The organism is Chryseobacterium sp. HNCC26DJ239 (genome assembly GCF_057180445.1).
This window is the reverse complement of sequence record NZ_JBXUGJ010000006.1, coordinates 214,110-230,607: the sequence shown is the minus strand read 5'-3', so window position 1 is coordinate 230,607 and position 16,498 is coordinate 214,110. Positions and strand designations below refer to the sequence as shown.

Here is a 16,498-nt window from a genome sequence, read left to right as displayed (position 1 = left end):
CGCTCATATCTTTTTTTAGATTCTTCCTTACGTCAGAATCCAAAAAAAGGATAACCGCTTCCATCCCTATCGCGATGGAGGTAGAATTCTATTTGTATCACTGAAAAATCTAAACGATTTCAAAAATTAAAATTTACTTATGAAAATCTATAAATTTATATCACTATTCACTCTTGTCTTTACTTTATTCACTCTTCTATCTTGCCGAAACGACGACGATTCTTCGGAAAACAACACGACCGGAAGTTTAGAAGTCAAATTCGAAAATGGATTCAACAGTTTAGGAGATATCGTACTTAATCAAACCACGCAAACTTCTGTTAATGGGCAAAAACATCAGTTTTCAACCTTAAAATATGTAATTAGCAACATTAGTCTTATCGACGAAAATGGCGCAGAATTTCAATATCATTACAACGACCCAGACAAAGGTGCTTTTATTATAGACCAAGCTCAGGCAGAAGCAGGGCTCGTTCGCATCAACCTGAATGAAATTCCAAAAAATAATTATAAAAAGATAAAACTAGGTTTAGGAATTAGTCAGTCTGCGTATTTAATTGGTCAAAACGGACAAGGTATTTTCTGGGAAAAAGCAAAATCTGCAGGAATGTCTTGGTCTTGGGCAGCCGGTTATGTTTTCGTAAAGCTTGAAGGAAAATACGGAACAAGTTCTCCTACAACCGAATTCATGAATCACACCGGAAATATGGGGGATGTTGCTGCCAATAATACTCCAGATTTGTATCGGGAAATTACACTCGATTTTCCAACGACAGCACGAGTAAACGGAAATATTGTTCCTTCTATTCATATTTTGGCAGATTTTAATCAATATTTAAGCGGTGCAACTTCTTTGTCATTAGATTCAACCAATGATAATGCGATGGGTTCAAGTACGCATTTGGTACAGGTTACAAATAATTTGGCGCAGATGTTTAAAGTAGACCATGTGCACAATGATTAGGAATTTTTTTACTAAGCAAAAACGCTTTTCGTCTAAAACTTTTGCTATTCTTTTTGTTTTGAGCTCTCTTTTTTCTTCATGTTCTGAAGAGGTTATTGAACCAATTCAAAAAGATGAGCTGTATAATCTGGAAAAGCCAAACGGCTTTCCGGATATTACGTTTGATATTACAGGAAATCCTGTCACGATTAATGGCGTTGCATTAGGAAAGAAGTTGTTTTATGAAGGTAAACTTTCTAGAAATAACACAATTTCGTGCGGATTTTGCCATATTCAGGAATATGCTTTTACGCATCATGGTCATACCGTAAGTCATGGAATTGATGATCGATTGGGAATTCGAAATGCACCCCCGATTCAAAACTTAGCATTTATGAAAAATTTTACCTGGGACGGTGTGAGTCATAATTTAGATGAAAGATCTTTGGTTCCCATCACAACAGATTTTGAAATGGATAGCTCGCTTTCAGAAGTCGTTGGAAAGTTGAATGCAGATGCGAATTATAAAAAAATGTTTAAAGCTGCTTTTGGCGACGATAATATTTCCGGCGAAAGGGTTTTGAAGGCGATTTCTCAGTTTATGTACACGATGGTTTCTGCTAATTCTAAATATGATAAAATGAAAAAAGGTTTAGAAACTTTTAGCACAGAAGAAAATCAAGGGATGGCTTTGTTCCAAAGTAAATGTTCAACTTGCCATTCGGGAGAACTTTTTACTGACGAAAGTTATCGAAATACAGGACAGTATTACAATGCTCAGTTTGATGATAGAGGAAGATATCGAGTAACGCTGGATTGGAATGATAATATGAAATTTCGAGTTCCAAGTCTGCGAAATGTAGAATACACGTCTCCTTATATGCATGACGGAAGATTGTACACCTTAGAAGCTGTTATGAATTTTTATTCAGAAAGCGTGGAAAATCAACCCAATTTGGATACTGCTTTAAAACAAAACGGGCATATTGGAATTCCTTTGTCGAGCCAGGAAAAAAGTTTAATTATCACTTTTCTTAAAACCTTAAGTGATCCAAGTTTCATTGCAGACAAAAGGTTTGCAGAATAAAATGTATAGATAATGAAGAAGATATTGATGACTTCAGCGGGAGTTTTATTTTTTAATTTTGCCCACGCTGAAATTTCACACGACAGTCTGTTGATAAAAAGAGATGTTTTTCCCCAGTTTCATAATCAGAAAGAAGATTTTTTTTGTGATGCTTGTGGTTGTGCTGCTGGAAATGGTTCGTCTGGTTTTGAGTCTTTGCTCAACCCGCAATTTGTGGGAATTAAATATTTTGCACAGCATTACAAAGCGAAAGAAAATCCTTTCGTGAATGCGATTACGCAAGACCAGTATTTTAATACAGTTCAAGTTTGGGCTAGAATTCCTGTGGTTGGAAAATTAAGTGTTTATGGAAGTTTGCCGTTTCATTTTCATGAAAAGAAAACGCTTCAAGGAGATGTTACGATTAGCGGAATTGGTGATTTTAATCTAATGGGAATTTACCAGTTGTTTAATTCTAAAAATAAAACACATCAATTGAACGGTGGTGTAGGAATGAAAATTCCTTTAGGAAAGTTTGATGAGAAAGGTGCTTCTGGAGTAAACCCAAGTTTTCAATTAGGAACTGGTAGTTGGGATTTTCAGACTGTGCTAAATTATAAATTTCAAAAAAATAAAGTCGCAGTTTTAATAAATACGGATTACACTGTGAAAACTGAAAATCAAAAACATTACCGTTTCGGAAACCAATGGAATTACGCAGCTTCTGCATTTTATCAATTGGTTTCAACAGAAAAGATGCTCTTCTCTGGAAAGTTTGGTTTTCAAGGAGAAGTTTACGACAGAAATAAACAGTTTGGTGAAGATTTACCTAAAACCGCTGGAAGTGCTTTATACGGAAAGCTAGGTTTTGAGTGGTCTTACAAAAAGGTAATTTTAGGCAGCGAATTAATGCTTCCTGCATACAGCCAATTGGCAAGTGGCGACATCGAAGCCGAGTCGAGATTCTCTCTATTCCTTAATTTCGGTATATAATTAAATGTAAAGCCTTGTTAAGATTTTGAATCTTTGCAGGGCTTATTTTAAAAGTAAAAACAAAAAAAACCATTGAAATAAATCAATGGTTTTGTAGCCCGTAGGGGAATCGAACCCCTCTTACCAGAATGAAAATCTGAGGTCCTAACCGATAGACGAACGGGCCCTCTATCTTCCATAATCCGAAGATTATGTGTTAGATTTTGTTTTTATAAGTATCAACTCTTAAATTAAGTAGCCCGTAGGGGAATCGAACCCCTCTTACCAGAATGAAAATCTGAGGTCCTAACCGATAGACGAACGGGCCAACTATTTTTACGCTAACTTGTTAACGTGCTTAGTTAATTTGCTTTTCAAATTAGCAGCCTTATTCTTGTGAATAATGTTTTTCTTAGCTAATTTATCCAATAAAGAGATAACTTTCGGCAATTGCTCAGATGCAGCTGCTTTATCTTCTTCATTTCTCAAGACTTTCATTGCAGTTCTTGCTGTCTTGTGGTAGTATCTGTTACGAAGTCTTCTTACTTCGTTTTGTCTGATTCTCTTAAGTGCTGATTTATGATTTGCCATATCGTTCAAATGTGAGTGCAAAAGTAAAACATATTTTTTTATCTGCCAAATTTATTTTCAAAAATTTTTAATTTTCTTCAGATAAATATTTTTTAAGCTTTTCTCTTGCGAGTTCTATTTTTAAATTATCGTTTTCTCTTTCAAATTTTTTGATTGTGCTCGTAAGCATAATCATAGCGTTCGTCCAGTCACCAGTGGTATTCGTGAAAGTTAAATCATCAATTGTAACTTCAAAATTTATTCTTTCGCGTTCCCTTTTTAGTCTGAAACTTATTTTTTCATCACTGCCTGATATCCCATCTTCATAGATTTTTAAATCATAACTTTTTGGGTCTGACTGGATTTTCTTAAAAAGAAGCATGGCTTCCTGTATTTTAAAATCCGGCATGGTCTGAAATTTTGTAGCCTATAGGAGAATCGAACTCCTGTTGCAAGGATGAAAACCTTGAGTCCTAACCACTAGACGAATAGGCCAAATTTTGAGGATGCAAAAATATAAATTATCTTTTACATTTCAAAATTTTTCTACTATTTATACATTTTTTGTATTGTAGTATTTTTAATTCCCTTTGCTTCAAGGTCTTTCTGAAGTTTTACAGCGTCTTCCAAGGTGTAAACTTTTCCATAAGTGTAGTAAAAGACACCGTTTACCTTATTTCTTTCAACATCTTTTAAATTTAAAAGAATAGGAGAATTGCTGCTCAGTTTGTCTTTACCAACATATACTTCGATATTGTAATATCCTGTACTTAGTTTTTGATCTGGCATAAAACCTACTGCATATGCATTTTTGAATCCGGCATCTTTTGCAGTTTTAATGTTTTGATCTCTAATAGAGGCCATGTTGGTTACGCTATAGTAATATTTGTAAGTACCTCCTTCCTTAATAGGTAAAATATAGTTTAAACCTCTTAAAGCAGGATCTCCGTCGTTATATTTTGTTTGGGTGGTCATCAACAAAATTCTGAAGTCGTTTTTCAGTGGAACTTCTGCTGGTTTTTCTGGCTCCTGTTTCTTAGAAAGGTTTCCGGTTTTTCTGTCGTATGCTTTTTTATAATCGATAATTGCATTATAGATACTTTCTGCAATTTCTTCCTGTCCTTTATCTGATGCTAAATAGTGACTTTCTTCAGGATGGTTAATAAAACCTGTTTCAATTAAAACGGAAGGCATTGCATTCATTCTAAGTACGTGAAGGTTTTTTTGGAATACGCCTCGAGAAAATCTTTTATCTTTATTTACGAAATTATCTTCTACCAAACCACCCAAAAGCGTACTGGCTTCTAGATATTTGCTTTGCTGAAGTTTTAAGGCAATTAAAGATTCAGGCGAGTTGGGATTATAAGAACCGAAGGTTTGTTTATCCTTTTCATCTAAATAAATCACGTCGTTTTCACGTTTTGCCACTTCAAGGTTTTCGTCGTTTTGGTTTGGTCCTTGTACAAATGTTTCCGTTCCGTAAGCAGTTGGTCTCGCGGAAGAGTTACAGTGAATAGAGATGAAAAGATCTGCTTTGCTTTTATTGGCAAGATTGGTTCGGTCTGATAAAGATGGATATTCATCAATCTTACGAGTGTAGATGATTTTGAAATCTTTATTCTTTTCTAATCTGGCTCCTAATTTTAGGGTGATCGCCAATGTGACGTCCTTTTCAGCAATGTGACCAATGTCACTATAGGTACGGTTCGCTCCATGGTCGCTTCCTCCATGTCCAGCATCAAGTACGATGGTGAATTTTTTTTGAGAAAAAGCAATATTGGAGAAAACTAAAAAAAGAAATGCTAAAATTATTTTAAAATTTGATTGGTACATCTTTCAGTTTTAAAAATTATATTAATTTTGAACCAAATTATACATAGCAAAAATTGGACAAAACCGTCTTCAAAAATATATTACAAATTCTAATTATCCTAATTTTTAACAATTTTTTAGCACAAAAAACGCCGGAAAAATTGGATAAAAATAGTGAGATAAAGAATATTCCTACTGTTGTAGCGAATGATACCATCAAAAAAAAGGATACGATAGCCCTTCCAAAAGAATCTTTGGAAGATGTTTTACGTACAAAAGCAGATTTCAGAAGAAGAGATTTCCCTAATAAAATGATTTACCTTAACCAAAATGCGCAGGTAAAGTATCAAGATATGCAGATTGATGCAGATTATATCTCCATTGATGAGGAAAAAAACCTAGTCTATGCACGTGGTAAACTAGATTCTCTAGGAAAATATAAAGAGCTTGTACAAGTAAATCAGGGTGGGAAAAAGTATGAAGTAGAAAGCTTCAATTACAACACCAAGACAAAGCAGGCGATGGCGTATAACGCAAGAACAGAAGAAAGTGAAGGTTTAATTGTTGCAATAAGAACTAAAAAGTACAATGACTCTGTTTTTGTGATGAGACATGCAGAGTTTACAACAGATAAATATTATATCGATAAAAAAGATACAAGACCCGATTATCATATTTTGGCATCTTATATAAAGATGAAAAAAGGGAAAAGCAGTTCTACTTTAATAGTAGGGCCTGGCCAAATGTACATTGAGGATGTTCCTACACCTTTGGTTTTGCCTTTCGCTATTTTGCCATTCTCCGACAAGCGTTCTGCGGGAATTTTGATTCCGAGTTTTGGAGAAAGAGAAGATGTAGGGTTTTTCTTGAACGGTTTAGGATATTATCAACCCATTGGAGAGCATTTCGACTTGAAGATTCTGGCGGATATTTATACCAAAGGAAGCTGGAACTTGCGCCCCGAAATGAACTATATAAAAAAATATCGTTACAGTGGGAACTTTTCTGCAGATGTAGGAACCACAGTTCGGGGAATAAAAGGATTGGATGATTACAGTAAAACGGGAACTTACAGAATCGCATGGAGGCACACTCAGGATACTAAAGCGAATCCTTTTCTAACTTTTTCTGCATCGGTAGACGTTACCAGTCAAACTTTTTACAATAATACAGTTAATAATAGCTATATTTTGAACGAGAGTGTTCTTAAAACTCAGCAGAACTCTACTCTTACGCTTACCAAAAGATTTTTGACTTTACCAATTTCTATTACCGGTACAGCTTCTTACAATCAGAATTTTGCAACTGGTTTAGCAGATCTTCGTCTTCCTCAAATGAATGTGGCGATTAATCAGTTTTATTTATTTGGATCTAAAACAGGGGTTAGACAAGGTTTACTGGAGAATATTACCGTAAACACAGGGATTAACCTTACCAATTCAGTAAGCACAGGAGAAGGAGAATTGTTTACCCAGGCCATGTGGGACAAACTGCAAACTGGTGTTAAAAACAATATTACTCTAGGAACTAATACAACCATCGCAAAATATTTTACTTTTAGCTTGGGTGCTACTATCGATAATGCTTTAACGACAAAAACATTAACTAAATATTATGACCCTGTTGAAAATGCAACTGTAGAGCAAATCAATAAAAAAGTAGCAGGATATTCTACTTTTAGTACCAGCGCTTCTTTGCAGACTACTCTTTATGGACAAGCAAACTTTAAAAAAGGAGGGGTTGTAGAGGCTATTCGTCATATGATGATGCCAAGCTTAAGCTTTTCTTATGCTCCTAATTTTGGTTCTGCTGGTTTCGGTTATTATAAAAATTATTACGATGCGACTGGCGCTTTAACCCCGTATTCTATTTTTGATAAGGGTATTGTCGGAAGTCCGTCTTCTGGAGAAACAGGAGCTTTAGGATATAATATTTCGAACAATATCGAGATGAAAGTAAAATCTAAAAGCGATTCTACCGGAGTGAAGAAAGTTAAGATTTTTGAATCTTTAAACGTTTCCGGAAACTACAACTTCCTTGCAGAATCTCACCCTTTTTCTGTAATTACGGTAAATGGGCAAACTTCTCTTTTTAATAGTAAATTAAGTCTTAATACGAGTTTAGCAATAGAGCCTTACAAAATTTTGTACTTACCAGGACAAGATACTGGGATTAGAACAGAAGATTTCGGCACCTTCAGTGTACAAGGTTTTAATATGCAGATGTCTTATCCTTTAACGAGCGATATTTTTAATAAAAAAGGAGAGAAAAAAGACTATAAAAAACTCTACGATAAGAAAGGAGAAATACGAAACGAAAATTATTACTTTGATGATGATAATTATGCTCATTTCGACCAATCATGGAGTTTGAATATTAACGCAAGTTATGCCTACACCAAAACTTTATCAAGAACACCAACAAAGATTGCTTCCGTAGGTCTTGATGGAAATATGAAACTTACCCCCTTTTGGACGATTAATGGAAGCACCCACTACGATATGATTACCGGCAAACTAGCTTACACAAGAATTGGTTTTGCCAGAGATCAACGAAGTTTTTCTATCAATTTCAACTGGGTTCCTTTTGGGAAATATAAAGTGTATGATTTCTTCATCGGTATTAGAGCAAATATCTTAAGTGATGCACTGAAGTATAAAGACAGAAGTTTCACGCAGCCAAATTCGCCGTTCTAAAATCATATTTTAATTGAAATAGAAACTTTATATTTGCAGCCAATTAAAGGTTAAAAATTAAAGGTTTTAAAGTAAGACATATTCTTTAAAATCAATTGAAATAATAAATCTAAATAATGAAAACAATTATCAACACTGAAAATGCTCCTGCAGCAATCGGTCCTTATTCGCAGGCAAATCTTGCCAATGGCGTATTGTATATTTCTGGTCAAATCCCAGTAGATCCTGCAACTGGAAAGCTTGTAGAAGGAATTGAGAAAGAAACGCATCAGGTAATGAAAAACTTAGAAGCAATTCTTACGGAAGCGGGTATGACTTTCAAAAACGTGGTAAAAGCTACTATTTTCCTTAAAAGTATGGACGATTTTGCTGTGATGAATGATATTTATGCTTCGTATTTAGATGCTGAAAGCTTCCCGGCAAGAGAAACGGTTCAGGTTTCTTGTCTTCCAAAAAATGTTGATATTGAAATCTCAATGATCGCGCATCAAGGTTAAAAAATGAACTTTTTAAGAAATACATTGGCGGTATTAGTGGGACTTGCAATTGCGGGTCTTATTATTACTCTTGGTATAAGAGCGTTTCCCCAATGGGTTACTTTCGAAGCTTTTGCTCCGTTTGAGCATTGGCGAAAATTTTTAGAGAGCATGAAAGGAGACGATGGTTTCTTTGTTTTCTTACTCTTTATTTCTGGTTTGGGTACTACAGTTGGCGGTGTAATTTCTGCAATGATCGTGAAGTATGCAAAAGTGGCTTATGCTATTTTAATTGGCTTCATTATGTTGTTTATTGCGATGCTAGATGTTATTATATATCCTTATCATCCCACTTTTTATAAGATAAGTATTTTCCTTACTTTTTTTCCTTTTTCCTGGATTGGCGGAAAAATTGTTTCAGTTATCTACGAAAGGAATAAGAAAAAACTTAAAAAAGCATAAAAAAATCGCCTCAATTCAATTGAGGCGATTTCTATTTAAATCTAATGAAAATTAGGGCATTTTAAATCCTTTCGTGTAGATTCTTCCGTATTCATCTACAAATTTCACTTGTACGTTTCCTTTATAGTTGTTTAGAATTTTTTCTACATCATTTTGTGAGTTTACTGGTTTACCGTTGATTTCGATAACGATATAATTGTCTACGATGCCAATTTTAGCCATTTCTCCACCTTCAATTACGTTGCTTGCGATAACTCCGCTATTCAAACCATAATCTGTTTTAAATCTTTCGCTAAGCTCTTTAAAATCTGAACCAATTTTTTCGCTTACGCTTAAATCTGCTTTTGTTCTGGTAGAAGTTCCTCCTTTTTGATCTCTAAGAGTTACCGTTGTTGAGTATTCTTTACCATTTCTAGAATAGGTTACCAATACTCTGTCTCCTGGTCTTTTGCTTCCAACGGCAGCTGAAAGATCGGCAAAATCTGTAATTGGATATGTATCAATTTTAGTAATGATATCTCCTTTTTTAATACCACCATCTTCTGCGCCACTGTTTTCAGAGAAACCAGTTACATACATTCCGTTTCCAGATTTAAGGTTGGTTTTTTGCTCTTTATTGTAAGCTGCTACGAGTTGATCGTTAGATAAATCTAATGTCATTACACCTAAGAAACCTCTTTGTACAATACCGAATTTCTTAATGTCTTCAACAATTTTTCTCGCCAAATTTGCTGGTACGGCAAAACCATATCCTTGATAATATCCTGTCGTAGACTGAATCGCAGAGTTGATCCCGATAAGTTCTCCTACAGCATTTACTAAAGCTCCTCCAGAATTTCCGGGGTTAATCGCCGCATCAGTCTGAATGAAGCTTTCAATCGGGTTAGATGCTTTTCCTTGAGAACTCAAGATCCCAATTCCTCTTCCTTTAGCGGAAACAATTCCTGCCGTAACAGTAGAGTTTAATCCTAGAGGATTTCCTACCGCTAAAACCCATTGTCCTACTTCGATGTTGTCAGAATTAGCAAAATTTAAATAAGGAAGACCCTTTTCTTCAATTTTTAAAAGAGAAATATCTGTATTTGGGTCGGTCCCTACCAAAGTTGCGATGTAAGATTTTTTGTTGCTCAAGACAACTTCCAATTTATTTGCTCCTGCTACAACGTGGTTGTTAGAAATAATATAACCATCAGGCGAAATAATTACCCCAGAACCCATTCCAGAAGGCATATTTTCTGGTGTTTGTTGCTGTTGTCTTTGTCTGTTTTGTCCTCTTCCTCCAAATGGATCTCCGAAGAAAAAATCAAACATATCTTGTTCTGAAGCTCTGCTTGCAGATCTGTTTTGGTAGTTTTTAATGGTTACCACTGCAGGAACTGTTGTTTTTGCTGCTTTAGTAAAGTCGTCACCAACAGCGGCAGTATTCATTCCCACAAAAGATGAGTTACCAGATTTTGTAAAATAAGATTGGTCATTCACGCCAGTGCCATCATTAAAATATTGTTGTACACCAACTGTTGTAGCTCCTGAGATTACTCCCACGACTGCAAAAGGTAATAGTTTTTTTAATGTACTCTTCATTGTATATCTTCTTTAATTTATAATTATTGTGTTGTTTTTTATCTGAACAAATTTAATGCTAAATAAGTATTTATTTTATCTTAAGTGTTTCACTTTTAACTAAAATTTAACGAGAGTTATATCATTTTATAGTTTATGTCATAATTTAATTGAATGTTTAACAAAACTTAAAAATAGTTTAAAGTCAATTTGTCATAGTTATAGATGAAAATGCGACAAAAAGTTAAATAAAGGTACGATCAAAAGTCATAAAAAAAGCATATTTTAAAAATATTATAAAATGTTTACCTTTGCAAAAATTTTTCTCACTTAAAACGTTTATAGCATGCAACTGTACAACACCTTAAGCGCAGAAGAAAGAGCTCGATTAATTGATGAGGCCGGACAAGAGCGCCTTACTCTATCTTTCTATGCGTACGCCAAAATTGAAGATCCAAAAAAGTTTCGCGACGATTTATTTATAGCCTGGAACGCACTTGATGCACTTGGTCGTATCTATGTTGCTCACGAAGGAATTAATGCTCAAATGAGCGTTCCTGCAGATCATTTTGAGGCATTTCGTGATACGCTGGAAGCTTACGATTTCATGAAAGGCATACGTCTGAATGTCGCTGTAGAGCAAGATAATCACTCATTTTTAAAATTAACCATCAAAGTAAGACACAAAATCGTTGCAGACGGTTTGAATGATGAGACTTTTGATGTTACCAATAAAGGAATTCACCTTAAAGCTCAAGAATTCAACGATATGTTGAGCGATCCCAACACGATTGTAGTAGATTTTAGAAACCATTACGAAAGCGAAGTTGGGCATTTTGAAGGAGCAATTACACCCGATGTTGAAAACTTCAGAGAAAGTTTGCCAATTATTAATGAGCAATTGCAAGATTTCAAAGAAGATAAAAACCTTTTGATGTATTGTACAGGAGGTATTCGTTGCGAAAAAGCGAGTGCTTACTTCAAACATCAAGGTTTTAAAAATGTTTTCCAGTTGGAAGGCGGTATTATTGAGTATACCCGTCAAATCAAAGAAGAAAACATTGAAAGTAAGTTCATCGGAAAAAATTTCGTGTTCGATCATCGTTTAGGAGAAAGAATTACGGACGATATTATTTCGCAATGTCACCAATGTGGTAAACCTTGTGATAATCATACGAATTGTGCGAACGATGCTTGTCATTTGCTGTTTATTCAGTGTGATGAATGTAAAGCGGCGATGGAAAACTGCTGTTCTACAGAATGTCAGGAAACCATTCATTTACCTTACGATGAGCAAGTGAAACTGAGAAAAGGTTTGCAAGTTGGAAATAAAGTGTTCAGAAAAGGAAAATCTGAAGCTTTGAAATTCAAACATTCTGGAGATTTATCAACCCAACCTTTAGCAAAAGCTGAAACAAAAGATATTCGCCAAAAAATTAAAGTAAAGAAAACTTTAATCGGAAAAGCCGAACATTACTATTCTAAATCTAAAATTGCACAATTTTTAATTGAAAACGGAGAACTTTCTGTAGGGGATAAAATTTTGATTTCTGGTCCTACAACGGGAGAACAGGAAGTAACTATCACTCAGATTTTTGTAAACGGAGAATTTAGCAACACTGCAAAAGTAGGTGAACAAATTACGTTTGAGTTGCCGTTTAGAATTCGTTTGTCAGACAAATTATATAAAATTTTAGAAGACTAAGATGACGAAAAGCGGAAGAATAGAATTGATGGCTCCTGCTGGAGATTTTACATCAATGCAGGCGGCTTTAGATAATGGTGCAGATTCAATTTACTTTGGAGTTGAACAGCTTAATATGAGAGCGAGAGCATCGATGAATTTTACCATCGATGATCTTCCTGAAATTGCTAAAAGATGTTCTGAAAAAGGCGTGAGAACGTATCTTACTCTGAATACAATTATTTACGATCACGACCTTTCTATCATAAAAATCGTTTTAGATAAAGCAAAAGCAGCTCATATCACAGCCGTAATTGCGATGGATCAAGCGGTGATTTCGTATGCGAGACAGATTGGGATGGAAGTTCATATTTCTACCCAAATTAACATCACCAATATAGAAACATTGAAGTTTTATGCACTTTTTGCTGATACAATGGTGATGAGTAGAGAGTTGAGCATTACTCAGATTAAAAAAATCTGTGATCAAATTGCCAAAGAAGAAATTAAAGGTCCTTCCGGAAATTTAGTTGAAATCGAAATCTTTGGACATGGTGCGCTTTGCATGGCGGTTTCTGGGAAATGTTATTTGAGTTTACATTCCTCAAATTCATCGGCAAACAGAGGCGCGTGTAAGCAAAATTGCAGAAAAAAATATACCGTAATCGATCAGGAAACTGGTTTTGAAATCGAAATCGATAACGAGTACATGATGTCGCCAAAAGATCTTTGTACTATCGGTTTTCTTAACCAAATTGTAGACGCAGGTGTACAAGTTTTAAAAATTGAAGGCCGCGGAAGAGCTCCTGAATATGTTGCAACAGTTGTGAAAGCATACAGAGAAGCGATAGATTCTATTGCGGAAGGAACTTTCTCCCCTGAAAAAGTTGAAGAATGGATGTCGCAGTTGGAAACGGTGTATAATCGAGGTTTTTGGAGCGGTTATTATTTGGGTCAGGAATTAGGCGAGTGGTCGGATAATTCTGGTTCTAGTGCAACTCAAAAGAAAGTTTACATCGGGAAAGGGCGTCATTTTTATCCAAAATCAAACGTTGCTGAATTTATTATTGAAGCGTATGATTTAACGGTTGGAGATCGTGTTTTAATTCAAGGGCCAACAACCGGTTCGCAAGAAATGTTGGTTGAAACCATGATGGTTGATCAAAAACCTGAAGCACAGAAAGCTTCCAAAGCGGATGTAATTACTTTTAAAACTGATTTTAGAGTAAGACCTTCAGATAGATTGTATAAAATAGTTCAAGCGTAATTTTAACAGAAAGCAGAGTGTAAAAACTTGTTTTTTCTTAGTATCTTCACAAAAATGGTCATTGTAACCCTTCAAAGAGATAAATGTATCGGCTGTAATTATTGCGCGGAATTTGCTCCGGAATTTTTTAGAATGTCTAAGAAAGATGGCAAATCTGTGTTATTGAAATCGATGGATAAGAAAGGTTTTTTTACCATCAAAATACCGCAGCACGATGCTTTTGAACCTTGTGAAAAAGCCGCAAAAGCTTGTCCGGTAAATATTATATCAGTAAAAATGATTTAATTATGAGTCTTTCACTTACAAAAAAAGAGCTTAGAGCAATCTATAAAAAAAAAAGAATGGCCTTGTCGAAAGATGAGGCTTTCTTGTTATCAAAAGATATTTTCAATCGCTTTCTTGCTTTTTTTCAACCGATTTCTGGTCAGAAAGTACATATTTTTATTCCAATAGAAAAGTTTAAAGAGGTTGATACTCAGGTTTTTATTGATTATTTTTTGATGCATCACATTCGTGTATTTGTTCCAAAAATGGTGGGTGAAGAGTTAATTTCAGTCGAAATTTTTAGAAATACAAAGTTTGAAGAAAATTTATGGAATATTGTAGAACCTGTTTCTAACGAAGATTCTGGTGTTATCGATTTCGATTTTGTTATCGCACCGCTATTGTATTGCGACAAAAAGGGGAATAGAGTAGGTTATGGAAAAGGCTTTTATGATGGTTTTTTTGAAACAGTTTCGCCGAATACCAAGAAAATCGGAGTTAATTATTTTAACCCCGATGTGGATATTGATGACGTCTGGGAAAAAGATATTCCGCTAGACTATTTGGTAACGCCTACCGATGTACTGTCTTTTTCAGGTGCTTCTGAGTAGAATTTTACGAAGTAAAATTTAAATTCACCTTTATTTTGATCCGGTTTTGATACCAAAGTATATTGTGCATTTTTCTCGAAAACACCAATTGACTTGTTTTTTGCACCAAAATATTCTACGTTGAATTTGGCAAAATCAAGTGTGTCTTTTTCTTTAATGTGCTGAAAAACATTGATGTTGCTTACCTTAATTTTCTTTACCTGCAGGCTTTCGAGTTCTTTAAAAAGATCTTTAAACGTTGCAGAATCAGACTTCTCAAAATATTTTTCTATTTTCGAGTAGATAGCTTGATCTATTTCTGTTTTTTTATTCCCCGAAAGATATAAAGTAGAGAGGTCGAGTACATCCTGAACTTTCTGCAAAGTTATTGCATTGATAGCTTGTGTGCTATCCATTTTTACAGAGATGTTTTCAGTGTTTCTCAATTTATCTAGGTCGCTTATTGCGGCGGTTTCTTCATTCTTTTTGCAGGCAAGAAGAGTGATACCGATCATAATCGTCAAAAACAAAAAGTTACTGGTTATTTTCATTGTTTGAGATTTTAAATTTTATGGATACTATTTTTCCGGTGTTATCTTTTTTCATTTCGATAACATTTAAGTTCTTAAGAGATGTGGTAGGAGTGGTCATTAAAGTAATGTAGTCATCCTTATCTAAGGTTTCTAACCCATAAATGTCGTTGTCGTACACCTGAGTAATCACCGCAGAATTGCTGATTAAGTTTTCTAATTGCTTTCTTTTTTGCTTAATAAGCTGTTCCGAATTAGCGCCTTTAATGTCTTTAATAGAGAAATAATAAAGCGCCATTTTATAATCGTCTGGCTTAAGCTCGATCGTTTCAACCTCTGGTGCATTTTCGAGATTTCTGTTTACTTCTAGATTTTCATACACCGCCGAACTTATCTGCATTTTTAATGTTTTGTCTTTTGATGAATATACAAAAGATTCTCCAGGTTTTATTCTGTATAAAATTGGCGACTCGTTTTCTTTTATTACCTTAATCTCGATGTCGCTTTGAACTTTTAAATTTCTATCGGCATCGGTAAAGTGATATTTGTAAGTTTTTTGAAAAATTTCATCTTTAAATCCTAAAAGCCCCAACAAAATCACAAAAACAGAACTTACTGCAATCCAAATTGCTCTTTGGTGATTTTTTTTCGGTGGATTATGAGTTGCAATAGTTGTATTCTCTAAAATTTTAGCATTTTCCGTAATTGTTTGATTTTCAGTATTTGATTTTTGTAAATCGGTTGAAACTATCTCATTTTGAGAGATGATTTTTGCTTTTTGTGTGGTGTCCGCTAAATTTAAAGATGCAGAAACTGTTTTTTCTAATTCTTTTAAATCTTCGTCTTGAATTTCCTGGTCGTCGGTAAGTAATTCTCCAGCAAAAAGATGTTGTTTCTTGAAATCATACCAAGAGTCGAAACCCGCATAAATACTCAATAAATTGAGCATATCAATTCTAGGAAGTTTAGTTACTGGAGAAGTTTTAAAATAAGTGTAAAAAGATTTTTCGCTAATGTTCCCTTTTGCCTTTTTTCTTAAATCTTCTTGGAAATATATAATGTCTATACCCTTCCATTTCGAAATTTCATCGAAGGATGGGGTGTATTCAGTAAGATATTGAGCCTGCACAGACTTTTTTAGCTGCTCAAAGTGTAGTAAATCTAGATCAGTCAATTTTTAAAAATATATTTAAAGTATTGATTTTCAATATTGTTTAATTGTAAAACTGTTTTACAAAGTTATTACAATTATTTTTCTCATGCAAAAAATATATCTGCTATACCTTTGTCTTGTTCAAATGATCGAACAGAGAAGAGATTTTAAAAAACAATATTAACAAATTAAATTTAATTTATTATGAAAAAGTCATTATTCGTAGCTGCTATCGCTGCTATTTCATTAGTTGCTTGTAAAAAAGGTGAATCTACAGAAGGAGCTAAAGATTCTGTTGAAGCTACTGCAGATTCTGCTGTTGCTGCTATCGATTCTACTGCTGCTGCTGCTACTGATTCAGTAAAAGCTACTGCTGATTCAGCTAAAGCTGCTGTTGATTCAACTGCTGCTGCTCACTAATCAGTTACGATTAAGCAAAAAAATAACCGTTTC

17 protein-coding genes and 3 tRNA genes are annotated in these 16,498 nt (G+C 34.6%); 11 read left to right on the top strand and 9 right to left on the bottom strand.

The genetic code is table 11. The features are described from left to right. The first annotated feature begins 139 nt into the window (after positions 1–139). From AC2A1D_RS14675 to AC2A1D_RS14665, 3 genes are read left to right on the top strand one after another with little or no spacing between them, the layout of a single operon-like run. Complete coding sequence (locus AC2A1D_RS14675; protein WP_484044322.1) at positions 140–964, top strand: MbnP family protein; 825 nt, start codon at positions 140–142, stop codon at positions 962–964. Then, a complete protein-coding gene (locus tag AC2A1D_RS14670; RefSeq protein WP_484044321.1) occupies positions 957–2,030 on the top strand; it encodes a cytochrome-c peroxidase in 1,074 nt (357 codons plus the stop codon). Before AC2A1D_RS14675 ends, AC2A1D_RS14670 begins: the two co-directional genes overlap by 8 nt. Positions 2,031–2,042: 12 nt before the next feature. Then, complete coding sequence (locus tag AC2A1D_RS14665; protein WP_484044320.1) at positions 2,043–3,002, top strand: transporter; 960 nt, start codon at positions 2,043–2,045, stop codon at positions 3,000–3,002. Between the two features lie 94 nt (positions 3,003–3,096). Here the strand turns inward: AC2A1D_RS14665 and AC2A1D_RS14660 are convergent. The 6 genes from AC2A1D_RS14660 to AC2A1D_RS14635 all read right to left on the bottom strand — a co-directional run bounded on the left by AC2A1D_RS14660 (position 3,097) and on the right by AC2A1D_RS14635 (position 5,384). Further along, positions 3,097–3,168: transfer RNA gene (locus AC2A1D_RS14660), tRNA-Glu, on the bottom strand. Between the two features lie 69 nt (positions 3,169–3,237). Further along, a tRNA-Glu gene (locus AC2A1D_RS14655) sits at positions 3,238–3,309 on the bottom strand. Positions 3,310–3,317: 8 nt separating this feature from the next. Then, the gene (gene rpsT / locus AC2A1D_RS14650) at positions 3,318–3,572 is read right to left on the bottom strand and encodes a 30S ribosomal protein S20 (protein WP_484044319.1); all 255 of its coding nucleotides are present in this window, start codon (positions 3,570–3,572) and stop codon (positions 3,318–3,320) included. Between the two features lie 67 nt (positions 3,573–3,639). Further along, positions 3,640–3,960 carry a hypothetical protein gene (locus tag AC2A1D_RS14645; RefSeq protein ID WP_484044318.1) on the bottom strand — a complete coding sequence of 107 codons (321 nt, stop codon included), beginning with the start codon at positions 3,958–3,960 and terminating at the stop codon, positions 3,640–3,642. Positions 3,961–3,974: 14 nt separating this feature from the next. Continuing rightward, positions 3,975–4,046 (bottom strand) — tRNA-Glu (locus AC2A1D_RS14640). Positions 4,047–4,100: 54 nt separating this feature from the next. After that, positions 4,101–5,384: an N-acetylmuramoyl-L-alanine amidase family protein gene (locus AC2A1D_RS14635; protein ID WP_484044317.1), complete on the bottom strand. Its 1,284-nt coding sequence runs from the start codon at positions 5,382–5,384 to the stop codon at positions 4,101–4,103. Positions 5,385–5,437: 53 nt separating this feature from the next. Between AC2A1D_RS14635 and AC2A1D_RS14630 the strand changes: the two genes are divergently transcribed. The 3 genes from AC2A1D_RS14630 (at position 5,438) to AC2A1D_RS14620 (ending at position 8,997) form a co-directional block, all read left to right on the top strand. Beyond that, positions 5,438–8,059 (top strand): putative LPS assembly protein LptD, encoded by a 2,622-nt coding sequence (locus tag AC2A1D_RS14630; RefSeq protein WP_484044316.1) that lies wholly within the window; start codon positions 5,438–5,440, stop codon positions 8,057–8,059. Positions 8,060–8,175: 116 nt separating this feature from the next. Next, positions 8,176–8,556, top strand: a complete 381-nt coding sequence (locus AC2A1D_RS14625) for a RidA family protein (RefSeq protein ID WP_484044315.1) — start codon at positions 8,176–8,178, stop codon at positions 8,554–8,556. Between the two features lie 3 nt (positions 8,557–8,559). Continuing rightward, positions 8,560–8,997, top strand: a complete 438-nt coding sequence (locus AC2A1D_RS14620; RefSeq protein ID WP_484044314.1) for a hypothetical protein — start codon at positions 8,560–8,562, stop codon at positions 8,995–8,997. 51 nt (positions 8,998–9,048) lie between these two features. Here AC2A1D_RS14620 and AC2A1D_RS14615 read toward each other — a convergent pair whose 3' ends face one another. Next, positions 9,049–10,578 carry a trypsin-like peptidase domain-containing protein gene (locus AC2A1D_RS14615; RefSeq protein WP_484044313.1) on the bottom strand — a complete coding sequence of 510 codons (1,530 nt, stop codon included), beginning with the start codon at positions 10,576–10,578 and terminating at the stop codon, positions 9,049–9,051. Between the two features lie 325 nt (positions 10,579–10,903). Here AC2A1D_RS14615 and trhO point away from each other — a divergent pair, with 325 nt between their 5' ends. Genes trhO through AC2A1D_RS14595 form a run of 4 tightly spaced genes read left to right on the top strand, consistent with a single transcriptional unit; the run spans position 10,904 to position 14,383 of the window. Next, positions 10,904–12,262 (top strand): oxygen-dependent tRNA uridine(34) hydroxylase TrhO, encoded by a 1,359-nt coding sequence (gene trhO, locus AC2A1D_RS14610; protein WP_484044312.1) that lies wholly within the window; start codon positions 10,904–10,906, stop codon positions 12,260–12,262. 1 nt (position 12,263) lies between these two features. Then, the gene (locus AC2A1D_RS14605; RefSeq protein WP_484044311.1) at positions 12,264–13,508 is read left to right on the top strand and encodes a peptidase U32 family protein; all 1,245 of its coding nucleotides are present in this window, start codon (positions 12,264–12,266) and stop codon (positions 13,506–13,508) included. 54 nt (positions 13,509–13,562) lie between these two features. Then, positions 13,563–13,793, top strand: a complete 231-nt coding sequence (locus AC2A1D_RS14600) for a ferredoxin (protein WP_484044310.1) — start codon at positions 13,563–13,565, stop codon at positions 13,791–13,793. Between the two features lie 2 nt (positions 13,794–13,795). Next, complete coding sequence (locus AC2A1D_RS14595) at positions 13,796–14,383, top strand: 5-formyltetrahydrofolate cyclo-ligase (protein WP_484044309.1); 588 nt, start codon at positions 13,796–13,798, stop codon at positions 14,381–14,383. On the opposite strand, the gene AC2A1D_RS14590 is transcribed toward AC2A1D_RS14595, so the two are convergent. Further along, a complete protein-coding gene (locus AC2A1D_RS14590; RefSeq protein WP_484044308.1) occupies positions 14,332–14,913 on the bottom strand; it encodes a hypothetical protein in 582 nt (193 codons plus the stop codon). The genes AC2A1D_RS14595 and AC2A1D_RS14590 overlap by 52 nt on opposite strands. Continuing rightward, positions 14,897–16,066, bottom strand: a complete 1,170-nt coding sequence (locus AC2A1D_RS14585; RefSeq protein ID WP_484044307.1) for a hypothetical protein — start codon at positions 16,064–16,066, stop codon at positions 14,897–14,899. The genes AC2A1D_RS14590 and AC2A1D_RS14585 overlap by 17 nt, the downstream gene beginning before the upstream one ends. Positions 16,067–16,249: 183 nt before the next feature. On the opposite strand from AC2A1D_RS14585, the gene AC2A1D_RS14580 reads away from it, so the two are divergent. After that, positions 16,250–16,465: a hypothetical protein gene (locus tag AC2A1D_RS14580; RefSeq protein WP_484044306.1), complete on the top strand. Its 216-nt coding sequence runs from the start codon at positions 16,250–16,252 to the stop codon at positions 16,463–16,465. Positions 16,466–16,498 lie beyond the last annotated feature (33 nt).

Bases quoted from the DNA above. Each gene is read 5' to 3' on its own strand.
- AC2A1D_RS14675 (WP_484044322.1), top strand. From the start codon at position 140: ATGAAAATCTATAAATTTATATCACTATTCACTCTTGTCTTTACTTTA.
- AC2A1D_RS14670 (WP_484044321.1), top strand. From the start codon at position 957: ATGATTAGGAATTTTTTTACTAAGCAAAAACGCTTTTCGTCTAAAACT.
- AC2A1D_RS14665 (WP_484044320.1), top strand. From the start codon at position 2,043: ATGAAGAAGATATTGATGACTTCAGCGGGAGTTTTATTTTTTAATTTT.
- rpsT (WP_484044319.1), bottom strand. From the start codon at position 3,572: ATGGCAAATCATAAATCAGCACTTAAGAGAATCAGACAAAACGAAGTA.
- AC2A1D_RS14645 (WP_484044318.1), bottom strand. From the start codon at position 3,960: ATGCCGGATTTTAAAATACAGGAAGCCATGCTTCTTTTTAAGAAAATC.
- AC2A1D_RS14635 (WP_484044317.1), bottom strand. From the start codon at position 5,384: ATGTACCAATCAAATTTTAAAATAATTTTAGCATTTCTTTTTTTAGTT.
- AC2A1D_RS14625 (WP_484044315.1), top strand. From the start codon at position 8,176: ATGAAAACAATTATCAACACTGAAAATGCTCCTGCAGCAATCGGTCCT.
- AC2A1D_RS14620 (WP_484044314.1), top strand. From the start codon at position 8,560: ATGAACTTTTTAAGAAATACATTGGCGGTATTAGTGGGACTTGCAATT.
- AC2A1D_RS14615 (WP_484044313.1), bottom strand. From the start codon at position 10,578: ATGAAGAGTACATTAAAAAAACTATTACCTTTTGCAGTCGTGGGAGTA.
- trhO (WP_484044312.1), top strand. From the start codon at position 10,904: ATGCAACTGTACAACACCTTAAGCGCAGAAGAAAGAGCTCGATTAATT.
- AC2A1D_RS14605 (WP_484044311.1), top strand. From the start codon at position 12,264: ATGACGAAAAGCGGAAGAATAGAATTGATGGCTCCTGCTGGAGATTTT.
- AC2A1D_RS14600 (WP_484044310.1), top strand. From the start codon at position 13,563: ATGGTCATTGTAACCCTTCAAAGAGATAAATGTATCGGCTGTAATTAT.
- AC2A1D_RS14595 (WP_484044309.1), top strand. From the start codon at position 13,796: ATGAGTCTTTCACTTACAAAAAAAGAGCTTAGAGCAATCTATAAAAAA.
- AC2A1D_RS14590 (WP_484044308.1), bottom strand. From the start codon at position 14,913: ATGAAAATAACCAGTAACTTTTTGTTTTTGACGATTATGATCGGTATC.
- AC2A1D_RS14580 (WP_484044306.1), top strand. From the start codon at position 16,250: ATGAAAAAGTCATTATTCGTAGCTGCTATCGCTGCTATTTCATTAGTT.